The following is a 24371-nucleotide window of genomic DNA, read 5'->3' as shown; positions in this document are numbered from 1 at the left end:
CGACGATGAACACGCGCAACACCCATGTCTGCCCCTGCAACAACCGCAACAACCCGCCTCGACCATGACCATTGACCTGACTCGCCCGCCAGGCGGCCCCCACACGCCGCCCGTCGACGTGCCGGCGATGGTGCTGCTGGTGGATGACCAGACGATCGTCGCGGAAGCCGTGCGGCGCGCGCTCGTCGACGAGGACGGCATCGATTTCCACTACTGCCCGCGTTCGGACGACGCGATGGCCACCGCGATTGAGACACGGCCGACCGTGATCCTGCAGGACCTCGTGATGCCCGGCACCGACGGGCTGAGCCTCGTGAGGGCGTACCGCGAGAATCCGGCGACGCGCGACGTGCCGATCATCGTGCTGTCGACGCAGGAAGAGCCCGTGATCAAGAGCGCCGCGTTCGCGGCCGGCGCGAACGACTACCTCGTGAAGCTGCCCGACCGCATCGAGCTCGTCGCACGCGTGCGCTACCACTCGCGCTCGTACATGAACCTGCTGCAACGCGACGAGGCCTACCGCGCGCTGCGGCAATCGCAACAGCAGTTGCTCGAAGCCAATCTCGAGCTGCGACGCCTCACGCATTCGGACGGCCTGACCGGACTGTCGAACCGGCGCTATCTCGACGAATACCTCGCCGCCGAATGGCGGCGCGGCACGCGCGAGCGCAGCGAGCTGTCGCTGCTGATGATCGACGTCGACAACTTCAAGCTGTACAACGACACGTACGGCCACGTGTCGGGCGACAGCGTGCTCAAGCAGATCGCGTCGACCATCGAGCGCTGCCTCGGCCAGTCGGGCGATCTCGCCGCGCGTTTCGGCGGCGAGGAATTCGCGGTCGTGATGCCGGCCACGTCGCCGGGCGCCGCGCGGCTGCTCGGCGAGAAGATCCGCCTCGCGGTCGAGGCGCTGCGGCTGCGGCACGCGCATTCGTCGACCGGCAACACCGTGACGATCAGCATCGGCGGCGCGACCATCGTGCCGATGCCCGGCCTGCCGACGACGCTGCTGATCGAAGCGGCCGACCGCGCGCTCTATCGCGCGAAGCACGAAGGCAAGAACCGCGTCGAGATCGATGCGACGCCGACGACGCCGGTCCCCGGCGGGTTCGGCGGGCCGCGCGTCGACTGAGCGCCGAACGCCGAACGCGCGCCGCGCTCACACGGCGCCGAGCCGGCGCGCGTAGTCGCCCGGATCCAGCGGGCGGCTGAACAGATAGCCCTGCTGCATGTCGCAACCGATCTGCTGCAGGAACCACGATTGCGCCTGCGTCTCGACCCCTTCGGCCGTGACCTTCATCCCGAGCGAATGCGCCATCGCGACCACGGCCTGCGTGATCGCGACCGAGTCGTGATGATCGGGCACGCCCGACACGAACGAGCGGTCGACCTTCAGGTTGTGCAGCGGAAAGCGCTTCAGGTACGCAAGCGATGAATAGCCGGTGCCGAAATCGTCGACCGAGATCCGCACGTTCATGTCCGTGAGCGCCTCGAGCATCGGCAGCACGGTGTCCGTATCATTCATCAGCAGTCCTTCGGTAATCTCGAGTTCGAGCGCGGACGGATCGAGCCGCGTCTGCGCGAGGCAGCGACCGACCGATTCGACGAGCCCTTCGTGGAACTGCCGCGGCGACAGGTTGACGGCCAGCATCAGGTCGGGCGCGATCGTGCGGCGCCATTCGGCCGCCTGCCGGCACGCGGTTTCGAGCACCCACTGGCCGATCGCGACGATCAGCCCCGTATCTTCCGCGACCGGAATGAACTCCGCCGGCGACATCGGCCCGAGCTCGGGGCTCGTCCAGCGCAAGAGCGCCTCGGCGCCGACCGTGCGGCCGCTGCGCGCGTCGACGACGGGCTGATACGCGAGCCGCAGCATGTCCGACGACAGCGCGCGCCGCAGCGACTGCTCGATCGCGAAGCGGCGCTGCAGCCGCAGGTTGAGCTGCGCGGTGAAGAACGTGAAGTGGTTGCGGCCGCGCTGCTTCGCGTCGTACATCGCCGAATCGGCATTGCGCATCAGCGTGACGGCATCGTCGCCGTCGCGCGGCGCGACGCTGATCCCGATCGACACGCCGAGCCAGTATTCGTTGTTCGCGATCGCGAACGGCTTCGCGATCGCGTCGATCACCTCGCGCGCGAGCACCTCGAGCCGGTCGGGATCGTCGCAGTCGTCGACGAGGATCACGAACTCGTCGCCGCCCACCCGCGTCAGCGCGTGCTGGCCGCCGCCGCAGGCCGCGAGCCGCGCGGCCACGCTGCGCAGCAGCGCGTCCCCCGCGTCGTGGCCGGCCGTGTCGTTGACCTTCTTGAATCCGACGAGATCGATGAACAGGATCGCGACGCGCGCGGGCCCGCCCGCCGCATCGTGTCCGCCGAACAGCTCGCGCATGCGGTCGCCCAGCCAGCGGCGGTTGTAGAGGCCCGTCAGCGCATCGCGCGTCGCGAGGTAACGCAACTGCTGCTGCGCTTCGCGCACGGGGCCGATGTCGTTGAACGACACGATCACCGAATCGGCCTGCTGCTCGCCCGGCTTCACGATTGGCACCGCGTTGCCGCGCACCCAGATGATGTCGCCGTCCGCCAGGCCGAAGCCGACCGTGTAGCCGAGCATCGGCGTGGCCGTCTCGAGCGCGCGCCGGCTCGGCCAGTCGTCCGGCGCGATCGGCGTGCCGTCCTCGTGCAGCTTGCGCAGGATCACCGTCGACAGCCGCCGGCCGACGAGGTCGCCCTTCACGCGCATCATCCGGTTCGCACTCGGGTTGCTCGCGACGACGACGCCGTCGCGCGACACCACGACGATCCCTTCGTTCAGGCTGTTGACCACGAGCCGGTGATGTTCCTCGCTGCGCGCGAGCTGTCGCGCGATCCGGTCCTGGTGCACCGCGAGGCCGACGCTGTTGCCGATGTCGCGCAACAGTTCGGTCGCCTCGTCGCCCGGCCGGCGCGGTGTGCGGTAATAGACGGCGAATGCGCCGAGCACGACGCCCGCGTCGTCGAGGAACGGCACCGACCAGCACGCGCGCAAGCCCAGCGGCAATGCGACGGCCCGGTAGTCGGCCCACAGGGGATCGGTTTCGATGTCTTCGACGACGACCATCCGGCGCAGGTACATCGCCGTGCCGCACGAGCCGGCGGCCGGCCCGATCGACGCGCCTTCGATCGCCGTGCTGTACCGCACCGGCAGCGAGGGCGCGGCACCGACGTGCACGTGCACGCCGTCGGGATCGAGCAGCAGGATCGTGCATGACGCGCCGTCGCCGAGCAACGCCTCGGCGCGCCGGCAGACCTCGACGAGCAGTTCCGGCAGCGGTGTGTTGCGCGTGATCAGCCTCAGCACGCTTTGCTCGGATGCGAGCACTTCCGCCGCGAGTCCGGGACTGTAACGAGAACTTTGCGGTTCGGTATTCAAGATGAATCCTGCCGTCTGTCCGATCGGGTCTGATGCGCCCGATTCGTTTTCGATCCTTCGTGCCGAATTTCGCTCCGGGTTTACGCCGATGCCCGGTGCGCCCCGTATTGCGCGCGGTGCCAACGCGCGCCGAAATACATTTAACACCAATCCGTGACCAGTGGCGCATCCACGTGCATCAGGGGTTACGCGTGGTCGGCACGGCGGTTGCACCCGGTAGTCAGCTCGCCGAAAGACTTGCACGCGGCGCGACGGCCCGGGGCACGGCCGCATGGGCTGCGCGGCGGGCATGCAAACCGTTCGTCAGATTGTGGCGGCGCGCGGCTCCGTTCGCGTTCATGGCACCGCGCCGGGTTCCATGCGCGTCACGGCCTTCAATGCATCGATCGCGGCCGCGACCGACACGCCCGCGGGCGCCGAATACAGCGCGCCGACCGTTTCCGGCATCGTCGACAGCTTCAGTGGCAACCGGCCGACCCGCTCGCCCGCGCGCACGGCCAGCTCGAACGCGCGGGACGACTGCACGAACAGGCACGGCGACTGCCCGGCCACCACGCGGTTGGTCTGCCATGACACCGATTCCATCAGCACGGGCGGTGGCGGCAAGCCCGCATTCGCGAACTCGGCGTCCAGCGCCGCGCGCGCGGGCGAGCCGAGCGGCGGAGCGATCCACGGGAACGCGGCCGCGTCGCGCCAGCCGATCCGCGCGCGCCTGAGCAGCGGATGGCGCGGCCCGCACACGACGATCATGTCGTCGCGGTACAACGGCGCGACGTCGAGCCCCGCGCTCAGCGCCGACGCGTCGAGCCGGCACACGAGCAGGTCGAGCTCGTGGCGCTGCGCCTGCGCGAGCATCCGGTCGAGCGTGTCCTCGCGCACGTTGAGCTGCACAGGCCGGCCGGCTTCGCGCAGCCACGCCAGCGCGCCCGGAATCAGTTGCGGCGCCATGTTCGGCAGCAGGCCGATCGACACCGGGCGGCCGGTGCCGGTGCGCAACGCGTCGAACGCGGGCGCGACGCCGCGCATGTCGGTCAGCACGCGGCCGATGCACTCGAGCAGCGCATCGCCGTAGACGGTCGGCGCGACGCGCCGCGACGTGCGTTCGAACAGCGGCAGGCCGAGCGCGTCCTCGAGTTCGCGCAGCCATTTCGACAGCGCGGGCTGCGTGATCGACGCGGCCTCGGCCGTGCGCGCGAAGCTGCGTGTGCGCCCGAGCGAGTCGAGCGTTTCCATGTCGCGCACGCGCAGCCGGCGCAGCGCCTGCGCGATGCGCTGCTCGTGGGCCGGCGCGCCGGGCGGCGCGAGCGGTTCCGGCCGCGTGCGGCGGGCCGGGCCGCGTGGATCGTAGGTCACGGGCGCCTCCGTCATTCATATTCGTCAGGTTATCGATCGACCCTGATCTTTCATCGATCGATACACGATCCTGCCGCATAGTCGTCCGCATGAAAACCCCCGGCACGAGCCGGCATGACCAGGAGACAGCCGACGTGAAAGACGATCAGGACACCCCCGCCGCCGAACCCACCCCGCGGCGCCAGTTCCTCAAGCGGGCCGGCGCGGCCGTCGCGGCAGCCGGCTTCGGCGCCGAAGCGCTGGCCGCGAGCGCGCCGCCGGCCGCCCCGGTCGCCACCGGCGCGGGCGTCGATCCCGCGCCCGCGTTCCACGGCGCAACGACCGCGCCCGCCGCGCCGCCCGCCGGCTACAACATCCTGTTCATCCTGACCGACCAGGAGCGCCACTTCGATCGCTGGCCGTTCCCGGTGCCGGGCCGCGAAGCGCTGCGCCGCGACGGCATCACGTTCATGCACCACCAGATCGCCGCCTGCGTGTGCTCGCCGTCGCGCTCGACGGTCTACACCGGGCAGCACATCCAGCACACCGGCGTGCTCGACAACGCAGGCGTGCCCTGGCAGAAGGACATGTCGCCGGACGTGCGCACCGTCGGCCACATGCTGCGCGACGCCGGCTACTACGCCGCGTATCTCGGCAAGTGGCACCTGAGCGCGTCGATGCACGAAACCGCGAGCCCGTACACGGCACCCGTGGCCGACTACAACCGCACGATCCGGTCGTACGGTTTCGACGACTATTTCGGCGTGGGCGACCTGATCGGGATGGTGCGCGGCGGCTACCAGTACGACGGGATCACGGCCGAGGCGGCGGTGAGCTGGATGCGCAACCACGCGCCGCGTCTCGCGAAGGAAGGCAAGCCGTGGTTCCTCGCGGTGAACCTGGTGAACCCGCACGACGCGATGTTCGTGAACACCGACACGAACGGCTCGACGGTGCAGGACGCGAACCACCCGATGCTCGGCAACGCGCCGCCGCCGAACGACGCGCTGTATCGCACGTCATGGCACGACGTGCCGCTCGCGGCTTCGCGGCGGCAGCCGTACGACGAGCCGGGGCGGCCGCCGGCGCACGGGATGTTCAACGCCGCGCATGCGAACCTGGTCGGACGCTATCCGTTCACCGACGAACGCCTGCGCATCTATCAGGACAACTACTTCAACTGCGTACGCGACTGCGACACGCATGTCGTGCGCCTGCTGCAATCGCTGCAGTCGCTCGGCCTCGACGAACGCACGATCGTCGTGATGACGGCCGACCACGGCGATCACGTCGGCGCGCACCAGCTCGTCGGCAAGGGCGCGACCGCATACCAGCCGCAGAACCACGTGCCGCTCGTGATCCGCCATCCCGCGTATCCGGGCGGCATGCAGTGCGATGCGCTGACGTCGCACATCGACATCGCGCCGACGCTGCTCGGTCTCACCGGTCTCGACGACGCGCGGCTCGCATCGATTCGCGGCAGCGCGCTGAAGGGGCACGACCTCACGCGCTGGCTCGCGAAGCCGGCCGACGCGAAGCGGCACGCGGCCCGTGATGCCACGCTGTTCAACTACGCGATGCTGCTCTACTACGACAGCGAATGGATGCTGAAGGAACTGGGCACGATGCGCCAGAAAGGCGTGCCCGAGGACGAGCTGCTGCGCCGCGCGCTCGCGCAGCAGCCGGATTTCCGGTTGCGCGGCACGATCCGCAGCGTGTTCGACGGCCGCTACCGGTTCACGCGCTACTTCTCGCCGCTCGAATTCAACCGGCCGACGACGATGGAGGGCTTGTTCGCGCGCAACGACGTCGAGCTGTTCGACATCGCGAGCGATCCGGGCGAGATGCGCAATCTCGCGATGGACCGGAAGCGGCACGGCGAGCTGCTGCTCGCGATGAACGGCCGCCTGAACGACCTGATCGCGAGCGAGGTGGGCGACGACAGTCCCGACGTCATGCCGATCCGCGACGGCAAGGTGCAGGTGCAGATTCGCAAGGGGCATTGAAGGCGGCCACCTGCCCTCCCGAACCGGCAATCGTCGGATGATTCCGCCTCCCGTGATCCGCTGCCGTGCGGTCGCGCCATGCGATCGCACGCGGGGCGTCTCTTTTCGTCATCGGTCGGGACAGGTAAGCATCGAGTAAGCATGACGCCCTACAGTGTGCTGATTCTCCAAGGCGGATCATCGCGGCGAGCGCGCGCTTCGCCCGGATCCGGGCTACATGAAGGGAAACGGCATGCAGAACCGGCCAGCGTTGAACTATGTATGTGTGAAACATCCCGACGGACGCCGGTCGAACTGGCAACCGCCCGCGAGCTGGAAACGGCAGCTTGCGACGCCGTCGCGCGGCGTCGTCGCGATCGATCACTACATCGCGAATGCGTCGGAGGTGATCGATCTCGAGACGACCGAGCCCGTCTTCACACTGCACTTGCGCGCACCGACGGGACTGGAGATGCGCACCGACGGCAACGGCTGGGCCGCGCACGTGATGCGCACGCCGTTGACCTACGTGCCGCCCGGCTTCGCGTGTTCCAGCCGGTGGTCGAACGATATCGAGTGGCTCGCCGTCCACTTCGACGTGGCCTGGCTGTCGCGCTCCGGCCTGCTGGCCAGCACGCCGACCGTGCCGGCCGTGCCCCGCTTCGACGTCAGCGACGATCTGCTCGTGCAGATCATCCGGAGTATTCATGAAGATGCGGTCGCGGGGATGCCGTCGGGGCCGACCTACGTCGAAACCCTCGGCGCGGCCGCGCTCGGCCGCATGTCGTATCTCGAGTCGACGCGCAAGGCCCGCGAGTACACGCATGCGCAGGGCATGCGACGGGCCGTCGAGTACATCCGCGACAACTTCCGCGATCCGCTGACGCTCGTGACGCTTGCCGAAGCGGTCGACTACCCCGGCGACCTGTATTCGTTCATCCGGAACTTCAAGAAGGCCAACGGGATGACGCCGCATCAGTACATCGTCGAAACCCGGCTGCAAGCCGCCCGCGACCTGATCGAACGCGGACGATGCGATGTGACCGAGGCCGCGCTCGCGTGCGGCTTCTCGACCACCAGCCACTTCTCCGCAACCTTCCGCAAACGGTGGGGATGCTCGCCGTCCGGGCTCAAGCCGCGCGCGGCGAACGTCACGCGAGCGGCAGCGACAGGATCCACAGGCCGCTGATCGTCAGCGCGATCGTCAACACCAGCAGCGGCAACTGGTTGAGCACCACGGTGCCGGCCAGCACGCGATGACGGACGGCGATCGCGTGCGTGACGACCACGCTCAGCACATGCCCGGCGAGAATCAGCAGGACCTGTGCATGCCAGATGGTGCCGACGTTGATCAGGAGCGCGGTCGGCGCGACCTGCGCCGGTTCGATCGACAGCAGGTTCCAGCCGATGCCGAGCGGATCGGACAGCAGTGAAACGACCTGCCGCCCCTGATCGATGAACAGCGTGAAGTAGTGGCACACGTTGTAGAACAGCGCGATCGGCAACAGCAACAGGCAGAACTGCCGCGCAAACGCGCCGCCATCCAGCCCTGAACGCGACCCCGCCGCGCCGAGCGCGCAGAAGCCCCGGAACAGCCCATGGTAAGCCAGCCCGACCGCGGCAAAGGTGGCCCACTGTCCGGCGAGCACGAGGTCTCCCGCAATCGCGTAGTTGTTTTTGAGCGCCGGCAACACCGCGACGATCAGCGGATAGATGCCGCGCCAGAAGAACGTGTTCCACACGGCCGTATCGCGCAGGCCGTCGTAGGCCGTCGACGACAGCATGAACGACAGGAAGATCACGACGCTGGTGTCGAACGGCGGCTCCGCTGCCATCGCGGTGACCGGATTCCTCAGCCTGATGCCGATTTCGCGCGCCGACCCGCGACGCCATTCGAATGGCGACAGTCGCGCGCACAATCCGCACAGGATGCCGAACGCATCGAAATGCCTGAGCCACACGTCGCGGCCGAAGCAGAATGAACCGGCCAATGCGTAGATTGCATAGCCGGCAAGAAACAGGCTGGCGTCTCGCGGCCGTGCCGCGCCGAACAACTCCAGCGCGATCAGCGCGACATACACGAACAGCGCGGGATACGATGCGAGGCCACGCGAATAGCGATACCGGCCCCGGTCGATTGCCGGGGCGCAGCGCGCCGCGATCCGCAGCATCAATGCGAACGGATTCGTGAACGCGTAGAGGTCGCCGAACACCGCACTGACATAGATCGACCCCAGGTAGAACCACAGCCAGAATCCCGACATGCCGAGATTGACGAACGGATTCTGGGTGCCGAAGAGGCCCGACACGATCAGCAGGATGACGAAGCTTAGGCTGACGGCCTGCACCGCAGCGAGCGCCACGGCCGGTATCCGCCATGCCCGCCGCCAGCGGATCGCCGGCGCGCGCGTGACCGGCACATGCGCGCCCGAGCCCGATGCGAACGCCAGGATCATGAAGGACACCACGAGCGTGCCGGTCGCCGCGTATGCATAGAGCCACAACGGCACCGGCAGGTAGTAGGGAATATTCCATGCATGCGCGTCGGCACCGGTCGGCGCGCAGGCGAGGAGCGCGGCCGCCCCCGCGGCCCGCCACGCGTTACGGCGCGGTGCGTGGAGGCTGGGCGGGTGGCTCGCACCGGATTCGAAGTCGTCGTGCATGTCAGTAATCGGATGACGCAATCAGTCCCGTGACCTTCCAGCCGGCCCCGCTTCCCTGCTCCGACACCACGCCGATCGTGTCGTACGGTGCATCGAGCAGCTTGATCAACGCGACGGCGCGCTTGTTGCCGTCCGCCGAATCGGGCAGCGGAAACACCAGGAACGGCAGGATCGGCGACGGCTTGTCGCCCTCCACGATGAGCGGCAGCACCGCATCGTTCAACGACTTGAAGACCGCGAACGACGCACGGTTGCGCAAGATCGCGCTGGCGCTTGCCGTCGGCTGCGACGGGGTTCCGATGGCGAGATAGGCACCGTGATCCCGCAAGCGCCAGCCGGTCAACTGCTCGACCAGCGCGCCGTCGGGCTTGCCGGTGCGACCGGCAGCCAGGGCGGGCAGCCAACGCCTATCCACCGGCGACGTCGTGACCCAGTCGCTGAAGAAGCGCGCGTAGAAATCGGTCAGCCCCTTGTCGACGCCGGGTTGCGCGCCCGGCGAGGCCGGCTTCGGCACGTCGCGCCGGCCGTGCCAGCGGACCGCCTGCCAGGCGGGGCCATCCGGCAGGCTCGTGCCGTCGAGAAACGATGTGTCCTTCACGCCGTTCGAAGCGAACCAGCCCGCTTTCGCCTGCTTGGTTCGCGCGTCGATGAAACCGGCGAGCATCGGCCGGACCTGCTCCCACGGCAGCGCATTTCTCGACGCGCCGTTGATCTTCGGATAACGAATCATCTGCAGATACGTCGACTTCGCCATCGCCTCCGTATCGACGGGCCAACGCCAGGTCATCTCGGCGGCGTGGCCGGGCGGCCCACCGCGCTCGACCGGCGCGGCCATCGCCAGACCGGCGTCGCATTCAATCCCGTAGCGGCGCCAGTCCGGTACGGACGGCGTACCCTGGTGCGCCCACGCATCCTGCAACGCATGCAGCGCCCGGCCGAACTCGCCCAGCATGAATCCCGCGTTGCGCCCTTCCGCACGCCGCAGCGCGGCGTCGACCAACGAGCGCGGCGCCGGGCCGTCCGGCACCACGACCCGGGCTGCCGCTGCGGCCGGCACCCGCGTCTCGCTCGGATAGTGCGCCACCTGGGTGTCCCGCGCATCGGGCGCGAAGCGCGACAGGCAAGCGAACTGCAGCGGCGACGTCATGTATTCGATCGAGCCGGCATCCAGCCGCTGGTCGGCAAGCGCAATCGCGTCGGCTTCACCGGGCGCGAATCCCACCTGCCGCGCCAGCCAGAACGTGAGGCCGAAGTGCACATCCGCTTCGAACCCCGAGCACGTCAGCGGCATGGCAAGCGCCGCCAGCAGGGCCAGCCCGGCCACGCCCGGATTTCTCCGGGCGCGGCCTCGCACGCCTGCCCTGCCGGTTGCGATCGCTTCACGCGACGACCCGCGAGCAACCTGTCTGCCGTGCATCAATTGCCGATCTCCGTCGCTTTCGTGCTTTCAGGGAACGGCCACGCCCCATTCTCGAACGACAGCACCAGCAGGCCGTTGTCCTGGCACGCCGTGGTCAGCAAATGGCGGTCGAAGTCGAAATCGAGACGCGACGCACACCAGTCCGGGCCGCCCGGGCGGTACTGGCCGAACATCAGGTGCGCGGAACCGGCGCCGGGCGACTTTGCCGAAGGCGGGTTGTAGTACGCGATTTCCTTCGGCTTCGCCGGATCGCGAATGTCGAACACGCGCACGCCCGAGTTGAAGTAGCTGCACGCGAGCGCGGTGGCGTTCTCCCGGTTGTCGACGCTGCAGTAGTGCGATCCGTACGTGAAGGTGGAAAGGCCGAGGATGTCGGGCATCACCTTGCTGCAGTTCTGCACCGCATGCGTTTCGAGCCGCAGCTCGGACACGAGCTTGGGCGCCGCCTCGTTCGACATGTCGTAGATATGGCCCAGCGGGAACGGCGTCATCCCGGCGTTGCACGCGGCCTTCACGCCCGCCGCGCCCGGATCCTGGATCCCGCCCGAGCCGCCTTCATCCACTTCGACCAGATAAGGCTTGCCGCCCACCTTGAACGGAATCGTGTGCTGCCCCGCACTGCCGTCGCGCACCGGCACCGTCGCGATCCGGTGCATCTGCGCATTGGGGCGCCGGCTCTGCACTTCGCTGGTGTCGATGACGAAGAACCCGTTGTCGCCGTTCGAGTTCGCGTTGTCCAGCGGCGGTGCGCCCGCGCCGGCCGCCGCGCCCGTGTTGCCGAGGCCGATGAAGTACGCGCGGTTGCCGTCCTGGCTCACCGACAACCCGTGCGGAACCGCCCCGAAGCCCAGGTCGGCCATCGTGATCGCCGAGATCAGCTTCGGCCGCGTCGGGATCGTCACGTCGACTGCGTAGTAGGACTTCGAATAGGCACCGCCGATGTAATACGTGAAGCCGTCCGGCGAGAAACCGCCTTCATGGCCCATCGGCTTGGCACTCGGGAGAATGCCGCCGTCGGCGCCCGTGCCGATCGGTACGCTCGCGAGCAGTTGCGGGTGCGTGCAGTCGGTCGCCACGTCGTACAGGTCGACTTCGGGGCCGGCGCCGCCGCCGAGCCCGTTATCGGCGGCGAGAATCCCGCGCGCGACGTTCACGCGCAGCGATTCCCACGGATCGATCATCGCCGTGGACGTCAGCGAACTCACCCGCACCGGCTTGGCCGGGTCGGTGATGTCGATCACCGGCACGCCCGGGTTCACGCGCGGCGGCGCATCGGGGTTGTTGAATGCCGGCGTGGCGCCCATCGTCGCATGGTAGAAGCAGGTCTTGCCCTGCCGGTCGGTGTAGGTCGCGGCCGACCACGACGCGCCTTCGCCCTGCACCTGGCTGACGCGCTTCAGGTTGCAGTTGAAGCCGCCGAATCCCGATTGACGCAGTGCGGCGGGCACCTGCCCTTGCAGCGCCGTCTCGGGCGTATCGCCGGGGCTGCAGCCGGGCACGCGCGGCACGACGTAGTCGGCCACCGATACGGCGGGCGTCGCGCTCGTCGTGACGTTATCGTCCCCGCCGCAGCCGGCGAGCATGAGTGTGCCGAGCGATAGCGTGATCGCCAGGCGATTCAGTGCGTGCATCTTTGCCTCCTCCTGTTTCGAACTTCGTTTCGAGTTTCGTTACGTTCCGTTCCATCTTTATCGTTAGTTATCCGGATAGATCTCGATGACCGCCACCTCGATCTGCTCGCCGGTCCGGCTGTGAAAGTGCAGCGAAAAGCGCCCGGTGATTCCGACCGGGAGAATGTCCATCGACTGATCGGTTCCGGATGTGCAGGCCGCGAGCGCACCCGGGATTTCATGCGCCATCAGCACGCCCGCCTCGCGCGAACGCACGCGGATATGCGCCGGCACGCCTTCGCGAATCGCAATCACGGATCGCTCCCAGGGTGCCTTGTCCCGATCGACGTCGACGGAAAAAACCTGTTGATCCGGGGGGCGTGTCGACGCGTGTGACAGATGTCGTGCCACACCGTAGGCGAACACCAGCGCCGACACGGTCGCGATCAACGCGACGAGTCGACGCCGCGGTCGCGGATTCCTCTCCTCCATGGCGGCGCTCCGTTTCATCGGCTCTCACGCTGCGCGGTGTGGTTGTGCCCGCAGGCCGGCCATCGGCGCGGCGCTCAGCCGTTCGACAAATGGTAGAGAGCGGCCCGATGCGGCGATATCGGCTTATTGCGGGTTGTCGGAAAATTGCGTCCGGAGTAACCCGAGCCGGGGCGGCCGGACGGGGTGCGCGAAGGATTCCCGATGAGTCACCCGCGAATCTCGCGGGGTGCCGATGTCCAAGGGACAGTTCACGCGCCACGCGGCCGGGCCGTTCGACCTGGCGACCGTCCCAACCGCTTTTCCGTATCCGTGATTCAATGTCGATCGAACCGGCGCCGCGCAATCGGGCGGCACGGCGATTCGCCACCTCATCGATCGACCCTCACGGGATCACCATGACGAACCCTGCCGAAATCAAGGCGCTCGTTTTCGATGTCTTCGGAACGATCGTCGACTGGAGAAGCGGCGTCGCACGCGGCGCCGCCGCGTTCCTCGACCGCTACGCCCCCGCGCTCGACCCGCTCGAATTCGCCGATGCGTGGCGGGCCGAATATTCGCCGTCGATGGAAGAAATCCGCAGCGGCCGCCGCCGCTACGTGCGCCTCGACGTCCTGCACCGCGAGAACCTGGTCCGCACGCTCGACCGCTACGGGATCGACGACGTGCCCGACGCCGACATCGACGCGCTCAACCTCGCGTGGCACCGCCTCGACCCGTGGCCCGACGCCGTCGCGGCGCTGCAACGACTGAAGCGACGCTTCATCATCGCGCCGCTGTCGAACGGCAACATCCGGCTGATGGTCGACGTCGCGAAACGCGCGGGGCTGCCGTGGGATGCGATTCTCGGTGCGGAGGTCGTTCGCGCGTACAAGCCGTCGCCGCAGGTCTACAGCGACACCGTCGAGATTCTCGGCGTCGAACCGGCCGAGCTGTGCCTGGTCGCCGCGCACAACGGCGATCTTGCGGCCGCGCGCCGGCAGGGGCTGTCGACCGCGTTCGTGCTGCGGCCGACCGAACACGGGCCCGGCCAGACGACCGACCTGAAAGCCGATGATGCGTGGGACTTCGACGTCAGGGATCTGAACGAGCTCGCGGACCGGCTCGAGTGCCCGGGTTGAAAACCGGGTTCCGGTGCGCGATCGCGGGGTGACCGGCGGCTCGTCGGGCGCCGGCTCCAAGGGCCTAACGCGCCGGCGCCATCTCGGCCGCCCGCCCCTGCGCCGCCATCGCCAAGCGCCGCCAGTTGCGGGCCGCATACCGGTGCGCCTGCTGCAACGCGAGCCACAACCCGATCTGCCGAACCGGCTTGAAAAGGCCGCGTGCGCGAAACACGGTGCGCCGCTCGACGCGGGTCCTGCCGCCTTCGACGGGCGTCAGCGTGAATTCGTCCTCGAGCAGCCCGACCCAGTCGCGGCACCACACCGTCGACGCCACCATCCGGTAACGCAGCCGGCGGTGCTCGTCGAGCACGAGAATCCGCTGGTCGATGGTGCCGCGATCGGTCGTGCACTGCCGCGTGTTGCCGACGGCCGGCACGCCTTCCAGCACGCGGCAACTGACCGGCTTCGGCACGCCGAGGCGGAACAGCAACGGCCGCGTGTCGTCCATCCGGGCATGGAGAAAATGCGGCCAGACATGCTCGGGCCGGCAATCGAACGTCCACTGCGAATGAATTTCCACGACCGTCTCCTGGCGGCTGTCGGTGCGGCCATGATGGCACAACCGCGCCGCCTCCGTTACTTCACGACCGCGCGCCAGGCCGTTCGCGCGTAGATGAGCAGCAACGGCAGCAGCGCGAGCGCGAACAACAGGCTGAGCGCCAGCACCCACACCGGCCAATCTTCCGGATTCCCGCGCGCCCAGTAGCGGTAAGGCACGCTCAGGAACCCGATTTCCATCAGCAGCGCGCCGAGCGGCACGAGCCCGTTCATGACCACCGCCACACCGAAGCGGGCCGCGCCGTCGAGGTTCCGGCCGGCGCCGTACGCCGCGATCAGGTAGAGGAAGTACCCGATCATCGCGACCATCAGCCCGCCGCCGGCCAGCAGGCCAACACTGCGCACGCTGCGTTCGTGCCATTGATCCGCACCGGGCGGCAACACGACATCGATCCGCTCGCCGATTTCCGGCGCACCGCCGGAACGGACGTTACCCGGCATCACCACGCGCTTGCCGTCGGGCAGCGCGGCTTCCAGGATCGACGTGTATTTCAGGCACTGATACCGTTCGGTCCGCCCGTCGCTATCGTGGCGCTCGCAGGTATCCCACTCGGACGTGTAGGACACGACCGTCGCCTCGTATTTCGGCGAGACGGTCAGTACGTAGAGTTCGTCGCCGATCCAGTACGCGAACGGGAAGAACAGCGACAGCAGGCAAAAGCACACGAGCCACCAGAATGCGACCGCGCCGCGATTCGGCGCCCCCTTCGCACCGTGCCTGGCGCCGGACTGGCGGCGCACCATGCGCGACGCGAGCCAATAAGCGGCCACGGCAAAGACCGCCACACACACCACGAAGACCTTGCCCGCATGCGTCAATGCCATCTGTCTTGCCCCCGATTCCCCGATTCCCCGATTCTTCAATGCTTCGCTTGCCGGCAAGTTCGCCGCCGGGTCGTGTTCACGCAATGAACCGCACAGCCGCCTTCGCCGCGGCCACGTCACGCACTATTCCGGCTCGCCGACGAACCTCAGCTTCCCCGACTCCCCCGACAGCAGCGCGAGATTCGCGTCCGCCGCCGCGCGCAGGTAATCCCACAGCGCGGTCACGCGCCGCAGCTTGCGCAGATCCTCGCGGCAGGTCAGCCAGAAGCACCGCGTGACGACCACGTCGTCCGGCAGCACCGGCACCAGCGCCGGCTGCGTGGCCGCCATGAAACACGGCAGGATCGCCAGCCCGCCGCCCTGCAGCGCCGCGAAATACTGCGCGATCACGCTCGTCGTGCGCAGCCCGGCCGTCGCGCCCGGCACCGCGCGGTCCAGGTACAGCAGCTCGTTGCTGAACGCGAGATCGTCGACGTAGCTGATGAACGCGTGCCGCGCGAGATCGTCGGTGCAGGTGATCGGATCATGGTTCGCGAGATAGTCGCGCGTCGCATAGAGCCGCAGCTGGTAGTCGCACAGCTTGGTGACCACGTAAGGCCCGCGCTCGGGCCGCTCGAGCGTGATCGCCAGATCGGCCTCGCGCTTCGGCAGGTTGACGAAATGCGGCACCGGCAGCAGGTCGACTGTCACGTGCGGATGCTCGGCGCGAAACTGCGCGAGCTGCGGCGCGAGGAAAAAGCAGCCGAACCCTTCCGTCGACCCGATCCGCACATGGCCCGACAGCGCCTCGCCCGTGTTCGCGACCTGGTCGCACGCGGACTGCACGGTCGTCTCCATCGCGTCCGCATACGCGACGAGCCGCTGCCCTTCGGCCGTCAGCGTGAAGCCGCCGGAGCGCGACTTGTCGAACAGCAGCGTGCCCATCGCGGCCTCGAGCGCGCGAATGCGCCGCGCGACGGTCGTGTAGTCGACGCCCAGCCGCTTCGCGGCGCCGCTCGCGCGCTGCGTGCGCGCGACTTCGAGGAAAAAGCGCAGGTCGTCCCAGTTCAGGTTGCCGGAAACCGGCTCGGTGGCGTGTCGCATCGGCGGGGAAAAAAGGGGCTGGAGTCTCCGGGCCGGCCGTCGATATGCATAAATGCACATCCAACCGGTTTCTTTATCGGTACATGATGAATCTGCGCATAACTATACTCGACCGTGACCTGCGGACCACGAGCCGCGGCACCACCACGGAGACACCATGCAGACCCGATCCACCCTCGATGAGCATGCGACAGTCGCGGCGCCGGCGCCCGAGCGCACCGCGAAGCACTACCTGCTGGCCGGCTGGGCCAGCATGGCCGGTACCACGATCGAGTGGTACGACTTCTTCCTCTACGGCACGGCCGCCGCCCTCGTCTTCAACCGCATCTTCTTCCCGTCGCTGGACCCGGTCGTCGGCACGCTCGCCGCGTTCGGCACGTTCGCGGTCGGCTTCATCGGCCGGCCGATGGGCGGCATCGTGTTCGGCCACTTCGGCGACCGCATCGGCCGCAAGTCGATGCTGATGATCACGCTGCTGCTGATGGGCGTGCCGAGCATGATCATCGGGCTGATCCCGTCGTACGACCGCATCGGCTACTGGGCCGCCGCGCTCTTGATCGCGATGCGCTTCCTGCAGGGGATGGCCGTCGGCGGCGAATGGGGCGGCGCGGTGCTGATGGCCGTCGAACACGCGCCGAAGGGCCGCAAGGGGCTGTTCGGCAGCCTGCCGCAGACGGGCGTCGGGCTCGGCCTGATCCTGTCGTCGGTCGCGATGGCCGCGGTGGCCGCGCTGCCGGAAGCCGACATGCTGTCGTGGGGCTGGCGCGTGCCGTTCCTCGCGAGCATCGCGCTCGTCGGCCTCGGCTGGTTCATCCGCGCGAAGGTGCCCGAATCGCCCGACTTCGAGAAGATGCAGCGCCAGGGCAAGGCCGAGAAGTCGCCGGTGACGGCCGCGCTGCGCCGCCATCCGCGCGAGGTGCTGACGATCGTCGGCGCCCGCGCCGCCGAGAACACCTGGTTCTACATGGTCGTCACGTTCGCGCTCGCCTACGCAACGCAGCAGCTGCACCTGCCGAAGGCCGAGATGCTGCATGCGATCACGGCCGGCGCGGCGCTGTCGCTCGTCACGATGCCGCTGTGCGGCCACCTGAGCGACCGCATCGGCCAGCGCCGGATGTTCGCGATCGGCCTCGTGCTGATGTGCGCGTTCGCCGCGCCGTTCTTCATGATGCTCGGCACGCAGCAGGTGTCGTACGCGTGGTGGGCGATCGTGCTCGGCCTCGGCGTCGTGTTCCCGATCCTCTATGCGCCGGAATCGCTGCTGTTCGCGCAGCAGTTCCCCGCGGAAATCCGCTACAGCGGCATCTCGCTGTCGGTGCAGCTCGCCGGCGTGATCGGCGGCGGCTTCGCGCCGATGATCGCGACGTCGCTGCTCAAGGCCGGCGGCGGCCAGCCGCATTACGTGATCGCGTACCTCGTCGGCTTCGGCGTGTTCGCGCTCATGTGTACCGCGTTGATGCGACCGGCACGCGCGTGAGCGCGCCGGCCCGCATTCGATCGATTTCAGTTCAGCCTGCTGCCCGCCGCGCCTCCACGCGCGGCGCAAGCAGACACCCTTTTCATCGTCACACCGCTTTACGGAGACATCCATGAACGCCGCAGTTCCCCAGACCACCCTCGCCCTGCCCACCGCCAAGCTGCTGATCGACGGCGCGTTCGTCGAATCGCAAAGCGCCGAATGGGGCGACATCGTCAACCCGGCGACGCAGGAAGTGATCGGCCGCGTGCCGTTCGCGACGCTCGACGAGGTCGATGCCGCGATCGCATCCGCGCAGCGCGCGTTCCAGACCTGGAAGACGACGCCGATCGGCGCGCGGCTGCGCATCATGCTGAAATTCCAGGATCTCGTGCGCCGCAATCTCGAACGGATCGCGCACACGCTGACGGCCGAGCAAGGCAAGACGCTGCCCGACGCGCAGGGCGACATCTTCCGCGGCCTCGAAGTGGTCGAGCATGCGTGCTCGATCGGCACGCTGCAGCAAGGCGAATTCGCGGAGAACGTCGCGGGCGGCGTCGACACCTACACGCTGCGCCAGCCGATCGGCGTGTGCGCGGGCATCACGCCGTTCAACTTCCCCGGCATGATCCCGCTGTGGATGTTCCCGATGGCGATCGTGTGCGGCAACACGTTCGTGCTGAAGCCGTCGGAGCAGGACCCGCTGTCGACGATGCAGCTCGTCGAGCTCGCGATCGAGGCCGGCGTGCCGCAGGGCGTGCTGAACGTCGTGCACGGCGGCAAGACGGTGGTCGACCGTCTCTGCACGCATCCGGACATCAAGGCGATCTCGTTCGTCGGCTCGACGCGCGTCGGCACGCACGTGTACAACCTCGGCAGCCAGCACGGCAAGCGCGTGCAGTCGATGATGGGCGCGAAGAACCACGCGGTCGTGCTGCCCGATGCGCACCGCGAGCAATCGATCAACGCACTCGTCGGCGCGGGCTTCGGCGCGGCCGGCCAGCGCTGCATGGCGACGTCGGTCGTCGTGCTGGTGGGCAAGGCACGCGACTGGCTGCCCGAACTCGTCGCGAAGGCGAAGGCGCTGAAGGTCAATGCGGGCGCTGAAGCCGGCACGGACGTCGGGCCGGTCGTGTCGAAGGCCGCGAAGGAACGCATCCTGTCGCTGATCGATGCGGGCGTGAAGGAAGGCGCGACGCTGTTGCTCGACGGCCGCAACGTGAAGGTGCCCGGCTACGAGCAGGGCAACTTCGTCGGCCCGACGATCTTCTCGGGCGTGACGACCGACATGTCGATCTACACGGAGGAAATCTTCGGGCCGGTGGTGGTCGTGCTCGAAGCCGACACGCTCGACGAAGCGATCGCGCTCGTCAACCGCAATCCGATGGGCAACGGCGTGGGCCTGTTCACGCAGAGCGGCGCGGCCGCACGCAAGTTCCAGAGCGAGATCGACATCGGCCAGGTCGGCATCAACATCCCGATCCCGGTGCCGGTGCCCTACTTCAGCTTCACCGGCTCGCGCGGCTCGAAGCTCGGCGATCTCGGCCCGTACGGCAAGCAGGTCGTGCAGTTCTATACGCAGACGAAGACGGTCACCGCGCGCTGGTTCGACGACGACGCGACGGCCGGCGGCGTGAACACGACGATCGCGCTGCGCTGACCCGGAGAGCCTGCACATGGAAATCGCATTCATCGGACTCGGCAACATGGGCGGCCCGATGGCCGCCAACCTGCTGAAAGCCGGCCACGCGCTGACGGTGTTCGACCTCGACGCGCACGCAGTCGACGTCGCGGTACGCGCCGGCGCGACGGCCGCCGGCTCGCCGCGTGAAGCGGCCGCGCGCGGCGCCGTCGTGATCACGATGCTGCCGGCCGCGCAGCACGTGCGCGCGGTCTACCTCGGCGACGACGGCGTGCTGGCCGGCGCACGCGCCGGCGCTGCGCTGATCGACTGCAGCACGATCGATCCGGGCACCGTGCGCGCGGTGGCCGAGGCCGCCGCGCAGCGCGGCTTCCCGCTCGCCGACGCGCCCGTGTCGGGCGGCACGGGCGGCGCGCAGGCCGGCACGCTGACCTTCATGGTCGGCGCGGACGCCGCGCTGTTCGAGCGCATCCGCCCCGTGCTGCTCGACATGGGCAAGAACGTCGTGCAGTGCGGCGGCACGGGCACCGGGCAGATCGCGAAGATCTGCAACAACCTGCTGCTCGGGATCTCGATGATGGGCGTATCGGAAGCGATGGCGCTCGGCGCGGCGCTCGGGATCGATCCGGCCGTGCTGGCCGGCATCATCAATACGTCGACCGGCCGCTGCTGGAGCTCGGACGCGTACAACCCGTATCCGGGCGTGAGCGACACCGCGCCGGCCGCGCGCGGCTACGCGGGCGGGTTCGCCGCGAACCTGATGCTGAAGGATCTCGGGCTCGCGACCGAAGCCGCACGCAGCGCCCACCAGCCGGTGTGGATGGGCGCGCTCGCGCAGCAGCTCTATCAGTCGATGAGCCAGCAGGGGCTCGGCACGCTCGACTTCTCCGCGTGCGTGAAGCTGTACGAGGCGCAGCCGGCGTAACCGCCGCCGCCCGCACCGGACGTGCGTCGACCCGCGATGTGCCTGAACGGCATCGCGGGTCGTTTTGCATGCGGGGGAAGGAAAACGTGCGGCACGGACGCGGCGTCAACGCCGCCGGTCGCTCAACCGCGCGGGTTCGACGCCGTCTCGAAGGTCGGATGGCACTCGAACGCGAGTTCGGAGCGCGCGCCGACACGGCTGCCGCTGGTCAGCGATTCCTGCTTCATGCTCGCGCGCATGCCGCGCTGCGTGCAGTAGTTGGTGGCTTCGTCGACGGCCTTCGTATGGGCGTCGGCCCACGTCGTCGACACGCCGACCGTGCGCGTCGTCACGGTAAACACGTTCGGGTTCGACGTCGCGGTCACGTCGGAAGCGGTCGAACACGCGGCGAGCAAGCATACGGCAGCCGCGACGGTCAACCATCGCAAGGTTCGAAAGGATACTGGAATGGACATGAGGGGCAGGCGCGCGCCGGTCGACGCGCATTGAGCAACATAGGCGACAGTATGCCTGCTCGATCGCCGGAGATCATGCCCCTTTCAGTGAACACATTGTTTCGAATGGTTAAACGATGAGGAAAATGGGGCAATATTTCCGCCCCTTTCCGGGCCAGATCGCGCCAGCGGGTAGTTTTGTCCGGTTGCCGGTTGCCCGCGTTGCCCGTCGCCCGCCTCCCGCAGCCCGTTGTCTGGCGGCCGATCAGTGCGCAAGTGCCTGCCGGGTCCTTGCCGACGCTTCCTCGAGGTTCCGCCACGCCGGCTGCCCCGGTGCGTAGCGCGCGCGGATATACGCGGCGAGCTCGGCCATCTGCCGGTCGTCGAATGCGTCGCCGAAGCCCGGCATGTAGCCGAGTTCGCCGGTGGCCGGCTGGTCGATCCCGTGATGCAGCACGCGCAGCAGGTTGTCCGGCGCGGCCTGGCTGACGCTCGTGTTGAGCCCCATCAGCGGGCGTACGCCGAAATGCCCGACGCCGCCCGATTCCGCATGACACACCGCACACGCGGCGTCGAACGCCCGGCGACCGTTCTCGAGGCCGAGCGTCGCGACGGCTTCCGCGCCGCGCGCCTGCCGGGCGGCCGCGTCGGCGGCGGCCGCCGCGTCGACGGGCGGCGACAGCGATGCGAGATAGTGTGCGATCGCCTGGACGTCGGCCTCGGGCAGCGACGCGAGCCCAGCGACGACGGGCGCCATCGGCCCGGCCGCGACGCCATGCTGCGCGGAGAAGCCCGTGCGCAGGTAGTCGAACAGCGCGCCTTCGGTCCACGGCACCGGCGAAGCCGGCGACGCGACGAGCGGCGGCGCGACCCAGCCCTCGGCCTCGCCGCCCGACAGGTACGCCAAACCGCCCTTCTCCGCACCCAGCGCGTTGCGCGGCGTATGGCACGCGCCGCAGTGCCCGGCGCCATCAACCAGATATTTGCCGCGATTCCACGTCGCGGAGCGTGCCGGATCCGGCGCGAACGGCCGCGCATCGTGAAACAGCCAGTTCCAGCCGGCGACGAGGCGCCGCTGGTCGAGCGGAAACGGCAGCTTGGTCTTCGGCGGCTCGTGCTTCACCGGCGGCTGCGACATCAGGTACGCATAGAGCGCGAGCAGGTCGGGTTCGCTCAGCTTCGCGAACGCCGTGTACGGGAACGCCGGGTACAGGTGCGTACCGTCACGCGAGATGCCTTCGCGCATCGCGCGCGCGAACGCCGGATACGACCATGTGCCGATGCCGGTGTCCGGATCGGGCGTGAGGTTCGTCGTGTAGATCGTGCCGAACGGCGTATCGAGCGCGAGCCCGCCCGCGTTGGTCGCGCCGCCGGGCGCGGTGTGGCACACCGCGCAGTCGCCGGCGAGGGCGACCAGGCGGCCGCGCTCGAGCGTCGCCGCGCTCCACATCGCGCCGTCCGCGCCGCCGGGCGCAACGGGCGCAACGGGTGCGATGGACGCAGGGCCCGGCAGGATCGCGCAGGCCAGGCCGATCAGCCCGCCGACCACCCCGCCCACGCCGCCGCCGGCCAGCCAGCCAGCGGCGCCAGCGTGAGGCGCGACGCGGGTCGCGGCGCCCCGCTTCCGCGGAATCGGCCGCCACCGGTCGCGCGAGCGCCGCGCGAATGCGCGCGGCGTCGAACGGCGGTGCGCGAAACCGCACACCCGTCGCGTCGTACAGCGCGTTCGCGATCGCCGCCGCCGCGGGCGCCGCCGCCTGCTCGATCCGGCGCGCGTCGTGCACGGACAGCTCCCCGTGCGCGCGATGGGCCGTGTCCGTGCCGTCGAACGCAATCAGTTCATGAGCGATCGCATCCGGCTGCGCACCCATGCCGGTTTCGTCGTGCGCGGGCCGCGCGGACAGGCGCGCCCCCATCACGCGCGAAATCGCCGCCTCGATCTGCCATGCGGGCAAGCCGGCCATCGACGCGTCGCCCGGTGCGCCGGCACCCTGCCCGGCCACGACGCGCCGCACCGCGACGTCGCCCGTCGCGCGGTCGACCTCGAGATCCACGACCCATGCGGACCAACGCGCATCGTCGTCGCCTGTCGCATCGGCGGCCGACGGCGGGTTGCCGGAAGGCGCCGCGGCGCCGTCGAAAGCAAAGCCGCGCCCGCTCAGGCGCGCATGGGCATCCGGGTCGACCGCGGCCGGCGCGCCCCATGCCGCACGCTCGCTGACCATCCGGATGATCTCGCGCGGCCCTGCGTCCCGCGCCGCATCGAGATGCTGCAGGCGCAACGCGACCGGATCGCGCCGCAACGCGCCTGCGAGTTCGTCGACGAAGGATTCGCGCGCGAACACGTGCGCGTGCCCGGGAATCGTGTGGCCGGCATCGGCGAGTTCGATCGACGTCTGCGCGTGCCGGTAGACGAACGGCTCGGTCGGGCCGGTATCCGCGCGTTCGGTCTGCGCACCGTGCGGCGCGTGACGATCGTCCGTCGCCGCCTGCACGGTATCCGCGCGCTCGGTCTGCGCACCGTGCGGCGCGTGATGATCGTCCGTGGCCGCCTGCGCGCGATAGCGCCAGGTCGTCATCCGCCCGTCGGCCGCGGTCCGCGTTTCGACGTCGAGCGATACCTGCGCGTCTGCCTGCGCATCGCCGATCGGCCAGGCGTAGCGCGCGTGGTGCGTGCGCAATGCATCGGCGCCGGCTTCATCGCGCGGCTCGGCGCCCGTCACGCGCTCCGGTGCGACGGGCAAACCCGCGTCAGGCTTCATCGCCGCCTCGCAGGTAGCGTGCCGCGCGATGCACGGCACGGATGATTTCCAGGTGCGTGCCGCAGCGGCACAGATTGAAGCGCAACGCATCGCGGATCGCCGCGTCGTCCGGTGCGGGATGGCGGTCGAGCAGCGCCTTCGTGCTCATGATCATCCCGTTCAGGCAATAGCCGCACTGCGCGGCCTGCTCGTCGATGAACGCGCGCTGGATCGGATGCGGCGCGTCGTGCGACCCGAGCCCTTCCAGCGTCGTGACGTCGCGCCCGTGCGCGGCGGCGGCCGGCACGACGCACGAACGCGTGGCCTGCCCGTCGACCAGCACCGTGCATGCGCCGCACTGCCCGAGCCCGCAGCCGTACTTCGGGCCGTTGAGCGCGCAGTCGTTGCGCAGGACCAGCAGCAGCGGCGCGTCGGGCGCGGCCTCGACGAAGGTGTGCGGCGTGCCGTTCACGCGAAACGCCAGCGGCCGCGATGGGGAAGCGGGATGGGACATGAAGGGATCCGGAATGCGGCGGGCGACCGGCAGCGGGCACTGCCGCCGGCGCGCGCCTGACATATAACACGCCGAAAAACACACGGCCCGGCGCATCGGCGCTCGCGACGCCGACGGCTCAG

The 24371-nt window shown here is 68.9% G+C and carries 18 protein-coding genes and 1 pseudogene; 7 read left to right on the top strand and 12 right to left on the bottom strand.

The window, feature by feature from the left end; all coding sequences use genetic code 11:
* Positions 1-64 precede the first annotated feature (64 nt).
* Complete coding sequence (locus LGM89_RS09680; RefSeq protein ID WP_226272934.1) at positions 65-1132, top strand: diguanylate cyclase domain-containing protein; 1068 nt, start codon at positions 65-67, stop codon at positions 1130-1132.
* A 27-nt stretch (positions 1133-1159) separates the two neighbouring features.
* On the opposite strand, the gene LGM89_RS09675 is transcribed toward LGM89_RS09680, so the two are convergent.
* Both LGM89_RS09675 and LGM89_RS09670 read right to left on the bottom strand, forming a co-directional pair.
* The gene (locus LGM89_RS09675; RefSeq protein WP_226272933.1) at positions 1160-3409 is read right to left on the bottom strand and encodes a putative bifunctional diguanylate cyclase/phosphodiesterase; all 2250 of its coding nucleotides are present in this window, start codon (positions 3407-3409) and stop codon (positions 1160-1162) included.
* 336 nt (positions 3410-3745) lie between these two features.
* Complete coding sequence (locus tag LGM89_RS09670) at positions 3746-4762, bottom strand: LysR substrate-binding domain-containing protein (RefSeq protein WP_226272932.1); 1017 nt, start codon at positions 4760-4762, stop codon at positions 3746-3748.
* Positions 4763-4896: 134 nt separating this feature from the next.
* On the opposite strand from LGM89_RS09670, the gene LGM89_RS09665 reads away from it, so the two are divergent.
* Entirely contained in the window at positions 4897-6747 is a 1851-nt protein-coding gene (locus LGM89_RS09665; protein WP_226272931.1) for a sulfatase-like hydrolase/transferase, read from the top strand.
* Positions 6748-7012: 265 nt separating this feature from the next.
* Positions 7013-7915 (top strand): AraC family transcriptional regulator, encoded by a 903-nt coding sequence (locus tag LGM89_RS09660; protein WP_226203852.1) that lies wholly within the window; start codon positions 7013-7015, stop codon positions 7913-7915.
* On the opposite strand, the gene LGM89_RS09655 is transcribed toward LGM89_RS09660, so the two are convergent.
* The 4 genes from LGM89_RS09655 to LGM89_RS09640 all read right to left on the bottom strand — a co-directional run bounded on the left by LGM89_RS09655 (position 7878) and on the right by LGM89_RS09640 (position 12911).
* Positions 7878-9389 carry a hypothetical protein gene (locus LGM89_RS09655; RefSeq protein WP_226272930.1) on the bottom strand — a complete coding sequence of 504 codons (1512 nt, stop codon included), beginning with the start codon at positions 9387-9389 and terminating at the stop codon, positions 7878-7880. The genes LGM89_RS09660 and LGM89_RS09655 overlap by 38 nt on opposite strands.
* A gap of 1 nt (position 9390) precedes the next feature.
* The gene (locus tag LGM89_RS09650) at positions 9391-10713 is read right to left on the bottom strand and encodes a DUF6765 family protein (RefSeq protein ID WP_226272929.1); all 1323 of its coding nucleotides are present in this window, start codon (positions 10711-10713) and stop codon (positions 9391-9393) included.
* 92 nt (positions 10714-10805) lie between these two features.
* Entirely contained in the window at positions 10806-12440 is a 1635-nt protein-coding gene (locus LGM89_RS09645; protein WP_226272928.1) for an LVIVD repeat-containing protein, read from the bottom strand.
* Between the two features lie 63 nt (positions 12441-12503).
* Entirely contained in the window at positions 12504-12911 is a 408-nt protein-coding gene (locus LGM89_RS09640; protein WP_226203860.1) for a hypothetical protein, read from the bottom strand.
* A 395-nt stretch (positions 12912-13306) separates the two neighbouring features.
* Here LGM89_RS09640 and LGM89_RS09635 point away from each other — a divergent pair, with 395 nt between their 5' ends.
* Complete coding sequence (locus tag LGM89_RS09635; RefSeq protein WP_226272927.1) at positions 13307-14029, top strand: haloacid dehalogenase type II; 723 nt, start codon at positions 13307-13309, stop codon at positions 14027-14029.
* A 64-nt stretch (positions 14030-14093) separates the two neighbouring features.
* On the opposite strand, the gene LGM89_RS09630 is transcribed toward LGM89_RS09635, so the two are convergent.
* The 3 genes from LGM89_RS09630 to LGM89_RS09620 all read right to left on the bottom strand — a co-directional run bounded on the left by LGM89_RS09630 (position 14094) and on the right by LGM89_RS09620 (position 16537).
* Positions 14094-14591, bottom strand: a complete 498-nt coding sequence (locus tag LGM89_RS09630) for an SRPBCC family protein (RefSeq protein ID WP_089498160.1) — start codon at positions 14589-14591, stop codon at positions 14094-14096.
* A 56-nt stretch (positions 14592-14647) separates the two neighbouring features.
* Positions 14648-15454, bottom strand: a complete 807-nt coding sequence (locus LGM89_RS09625; RefSeq protein WP_226272926.1) for a uracil permease — start codon at positions 15452-15454, stop codon at positions 14648-14650.
* 123 nt (positions 15455-15577) lie between these two features.
* Entirely contained in the window at positions 15578-16537 is a 960-nt protein-coding gene (locus tag LGM89_RS09620; protein WP_226272925.1) for a LysR family transcriptional regulator, read from the bottom strand.
* A 157-nt stretch (positions 16538-16694) separates the two neighbouring features.
* On the opposite strand from LGM89_RS09620, the gene LGM89_RS09615 reads away from it, so the two are divergent.
* The 3 genes from LGM89_RS09615 (at position 16695) to mmsB (ending at position 20560) form a co-directional block, all read left to right on the top strand.
* On the top strand, positions 16695-18014 hold the full coding sequence (locus LGM89_RS09615; protein WP_226272924.1) for an MFS transporter: 1320 nt from the start codon (positions 16695-16697) through the stop codon (positions 18012-18014).
* Between the two features lie 112 nt (positions 18015-18126).
* Entirely contained in the window at positions 18127-19653 is a 1527-nt protein-coding gene (locus LGM89_RS09610) for a CoA-acylating methylmalonate-semialdehyde dehydrogenase (protein WP_089497284.1), read from the top strand.
* A gap of 16 nt (positions 19654-19669) precedes the next feature.
* The gene (gene mmsB, locus LGM89_RS09605; protein WP_089497285.1) at positions 19670-20560 is read left to right on the top strand and encodes a 3-hydroxyisobutyrate dehydrogenase; all 891 of its coding nucleotides are present in this window, start codon (positions 19670-19672) and stop codon (positions 20558-20560) included.
* Positions 20561-20682: 122 nt separating this feature from the next.
* Here mmsB and LGM89_RS09600 read toward each other — a convergent pair whose 3' ends face one another.
* From LGM89_RS09600 to LGM89_RS09590, 3 genes and pseudogenes are all read right to left on the bottom strand, one after another.
* On the bottom strand, positions 20683-21015 hold the full coding sequence (locus LGM89_RS09600) for a hypothetical protein (protein WP_089474557.1): 333 nt from the start codon (positions 21013-21015) through the stop codon (positions 20683-20685).
* A 244-nt stretch (positions 21016-21259) separates the two neighbouring features.
* A pseudogene (locus LGM89_RS09595) lies at positions 21260-23756 on the bottom strand (c-type cytochrome).
* Positions 23746-24249 carry a (2Fe-2S)-binding protein gene (locus LGM89_RS09590; protein WP_175239450.1) on the bottom strand — a complete coding sequence of 168 codons (504 nt, stop codon included), beginning with the start codon at positions 24247-24249 and terminating at the stop codon, positions 23746-23748. Before LGM89_RS09590 ends, LGM89_RS09595 begins: the two are co-directional and overlap by 11 nt.
* Positions 24250-24371 lie beyond the last annotated feature (122 nt).

Origin of the sequence: Burkholderia sp. AU31624, assembly GCF_020420065.1 — a bacterium.
In the GTDB taxonomy this organism is placed as follows: domain Bacteria; phylum Pseudomonadota; class Gammaproteobacteria; order Burkholderiales; family Burkholderiaceae; genus Burkholderia.
This window is presented reverse-complemented; position numbering and strand designations above follow the sequence as displayed.

Excerpts from the sequence above, each read along its gene's own strand:
- LGM89_RS09620 (WP_226272925.1), bottom strand. The coding sequence starts at position 16,537 with ATGCGACACGCCACCGAGCCGGTTTCCGGCAACCTGAACTGGGACGAC.
- LGM89_RS09655 (WP_226272930.1), bottom strand. The coding sequence starts at position 9,389 with ATGCACGACGACTTCGAATCCGGTGCGAGCCACCCGCCCAGCCTCCAC.
- LGM89_RS09680 (WP_226272934.1), top strand. The coding sequence starts at position 65 with ATGACCATTGACCTGACTCGCCCGCCAGGCGGCCCCCACACGCCGCCC.
- LGM89_RS09600 (WP_089474557.1), bottom strand. The coding sequence starts at position 21,015 with ATGTCCATTCCAGTATCCTTTCGAACCTTGCGATGGTTGACCGTCGCG.
- mmsB (WP_089497285.1), top strand. The coding sequence starts at position 19,670 with ATGGAAATCGCATTCATCGGACTCGGCAACATGGGCGGCCCGATGGCC.
- LGM89_RS09590 (WP_175239450.1), bottom strand. The coding sequence starts at position 24,249 with ATGTCCCATCCCGCTTCCCCATCGCGGCCGCTGGCGTTTCGCGTGAAC.
- LGM89_RS09625 (WP_226272926.1), bottom strand. The coding sequence starts at position 15,454 with ATGGCATTGACGCATGCGGGCAAGGTCTTCGTGGTGTGTGTGGCGGTC.
- LGM89_RS09610 (WP_089497284.1), top strand. The coding sequence starts at position 18,127 with ATGAACGCCGCAGTTCCCCAGACCACCCTCGCCCTGCCCACCGCCAAG.
- LGM89_RS09615 (WP_226272924.1), top strand. The coding sequence starts at position 16,695 with ATGCAGACCCGATCCACCCTCGATGAGCATGCGACAGTCGCGGCGCCG.
- LGM89_RS09635 (WP_226272927.1), top strand. The coding sequence starts at position 13,307 with ATGACGAACCCTGCCGAAATCAAGGCGCTCGTTTTCGATGTCTTCGGA.
- LGM89_RS09645 (WP_226272928.1), bottom strand. The coding sequence starts at position 12,440 with ATGCACGCACTGAATCGCCTGGCGATCACGCTATCGCTCGGCACACTC.
- LGM89_RS09640 (WP_226203860.1), bottom strand. The coding sequence starts at position 12,911 with ATGGAGGAGAGGAATCCGCGACCGCGGCGTCGACTCGTCGCGTTGATC.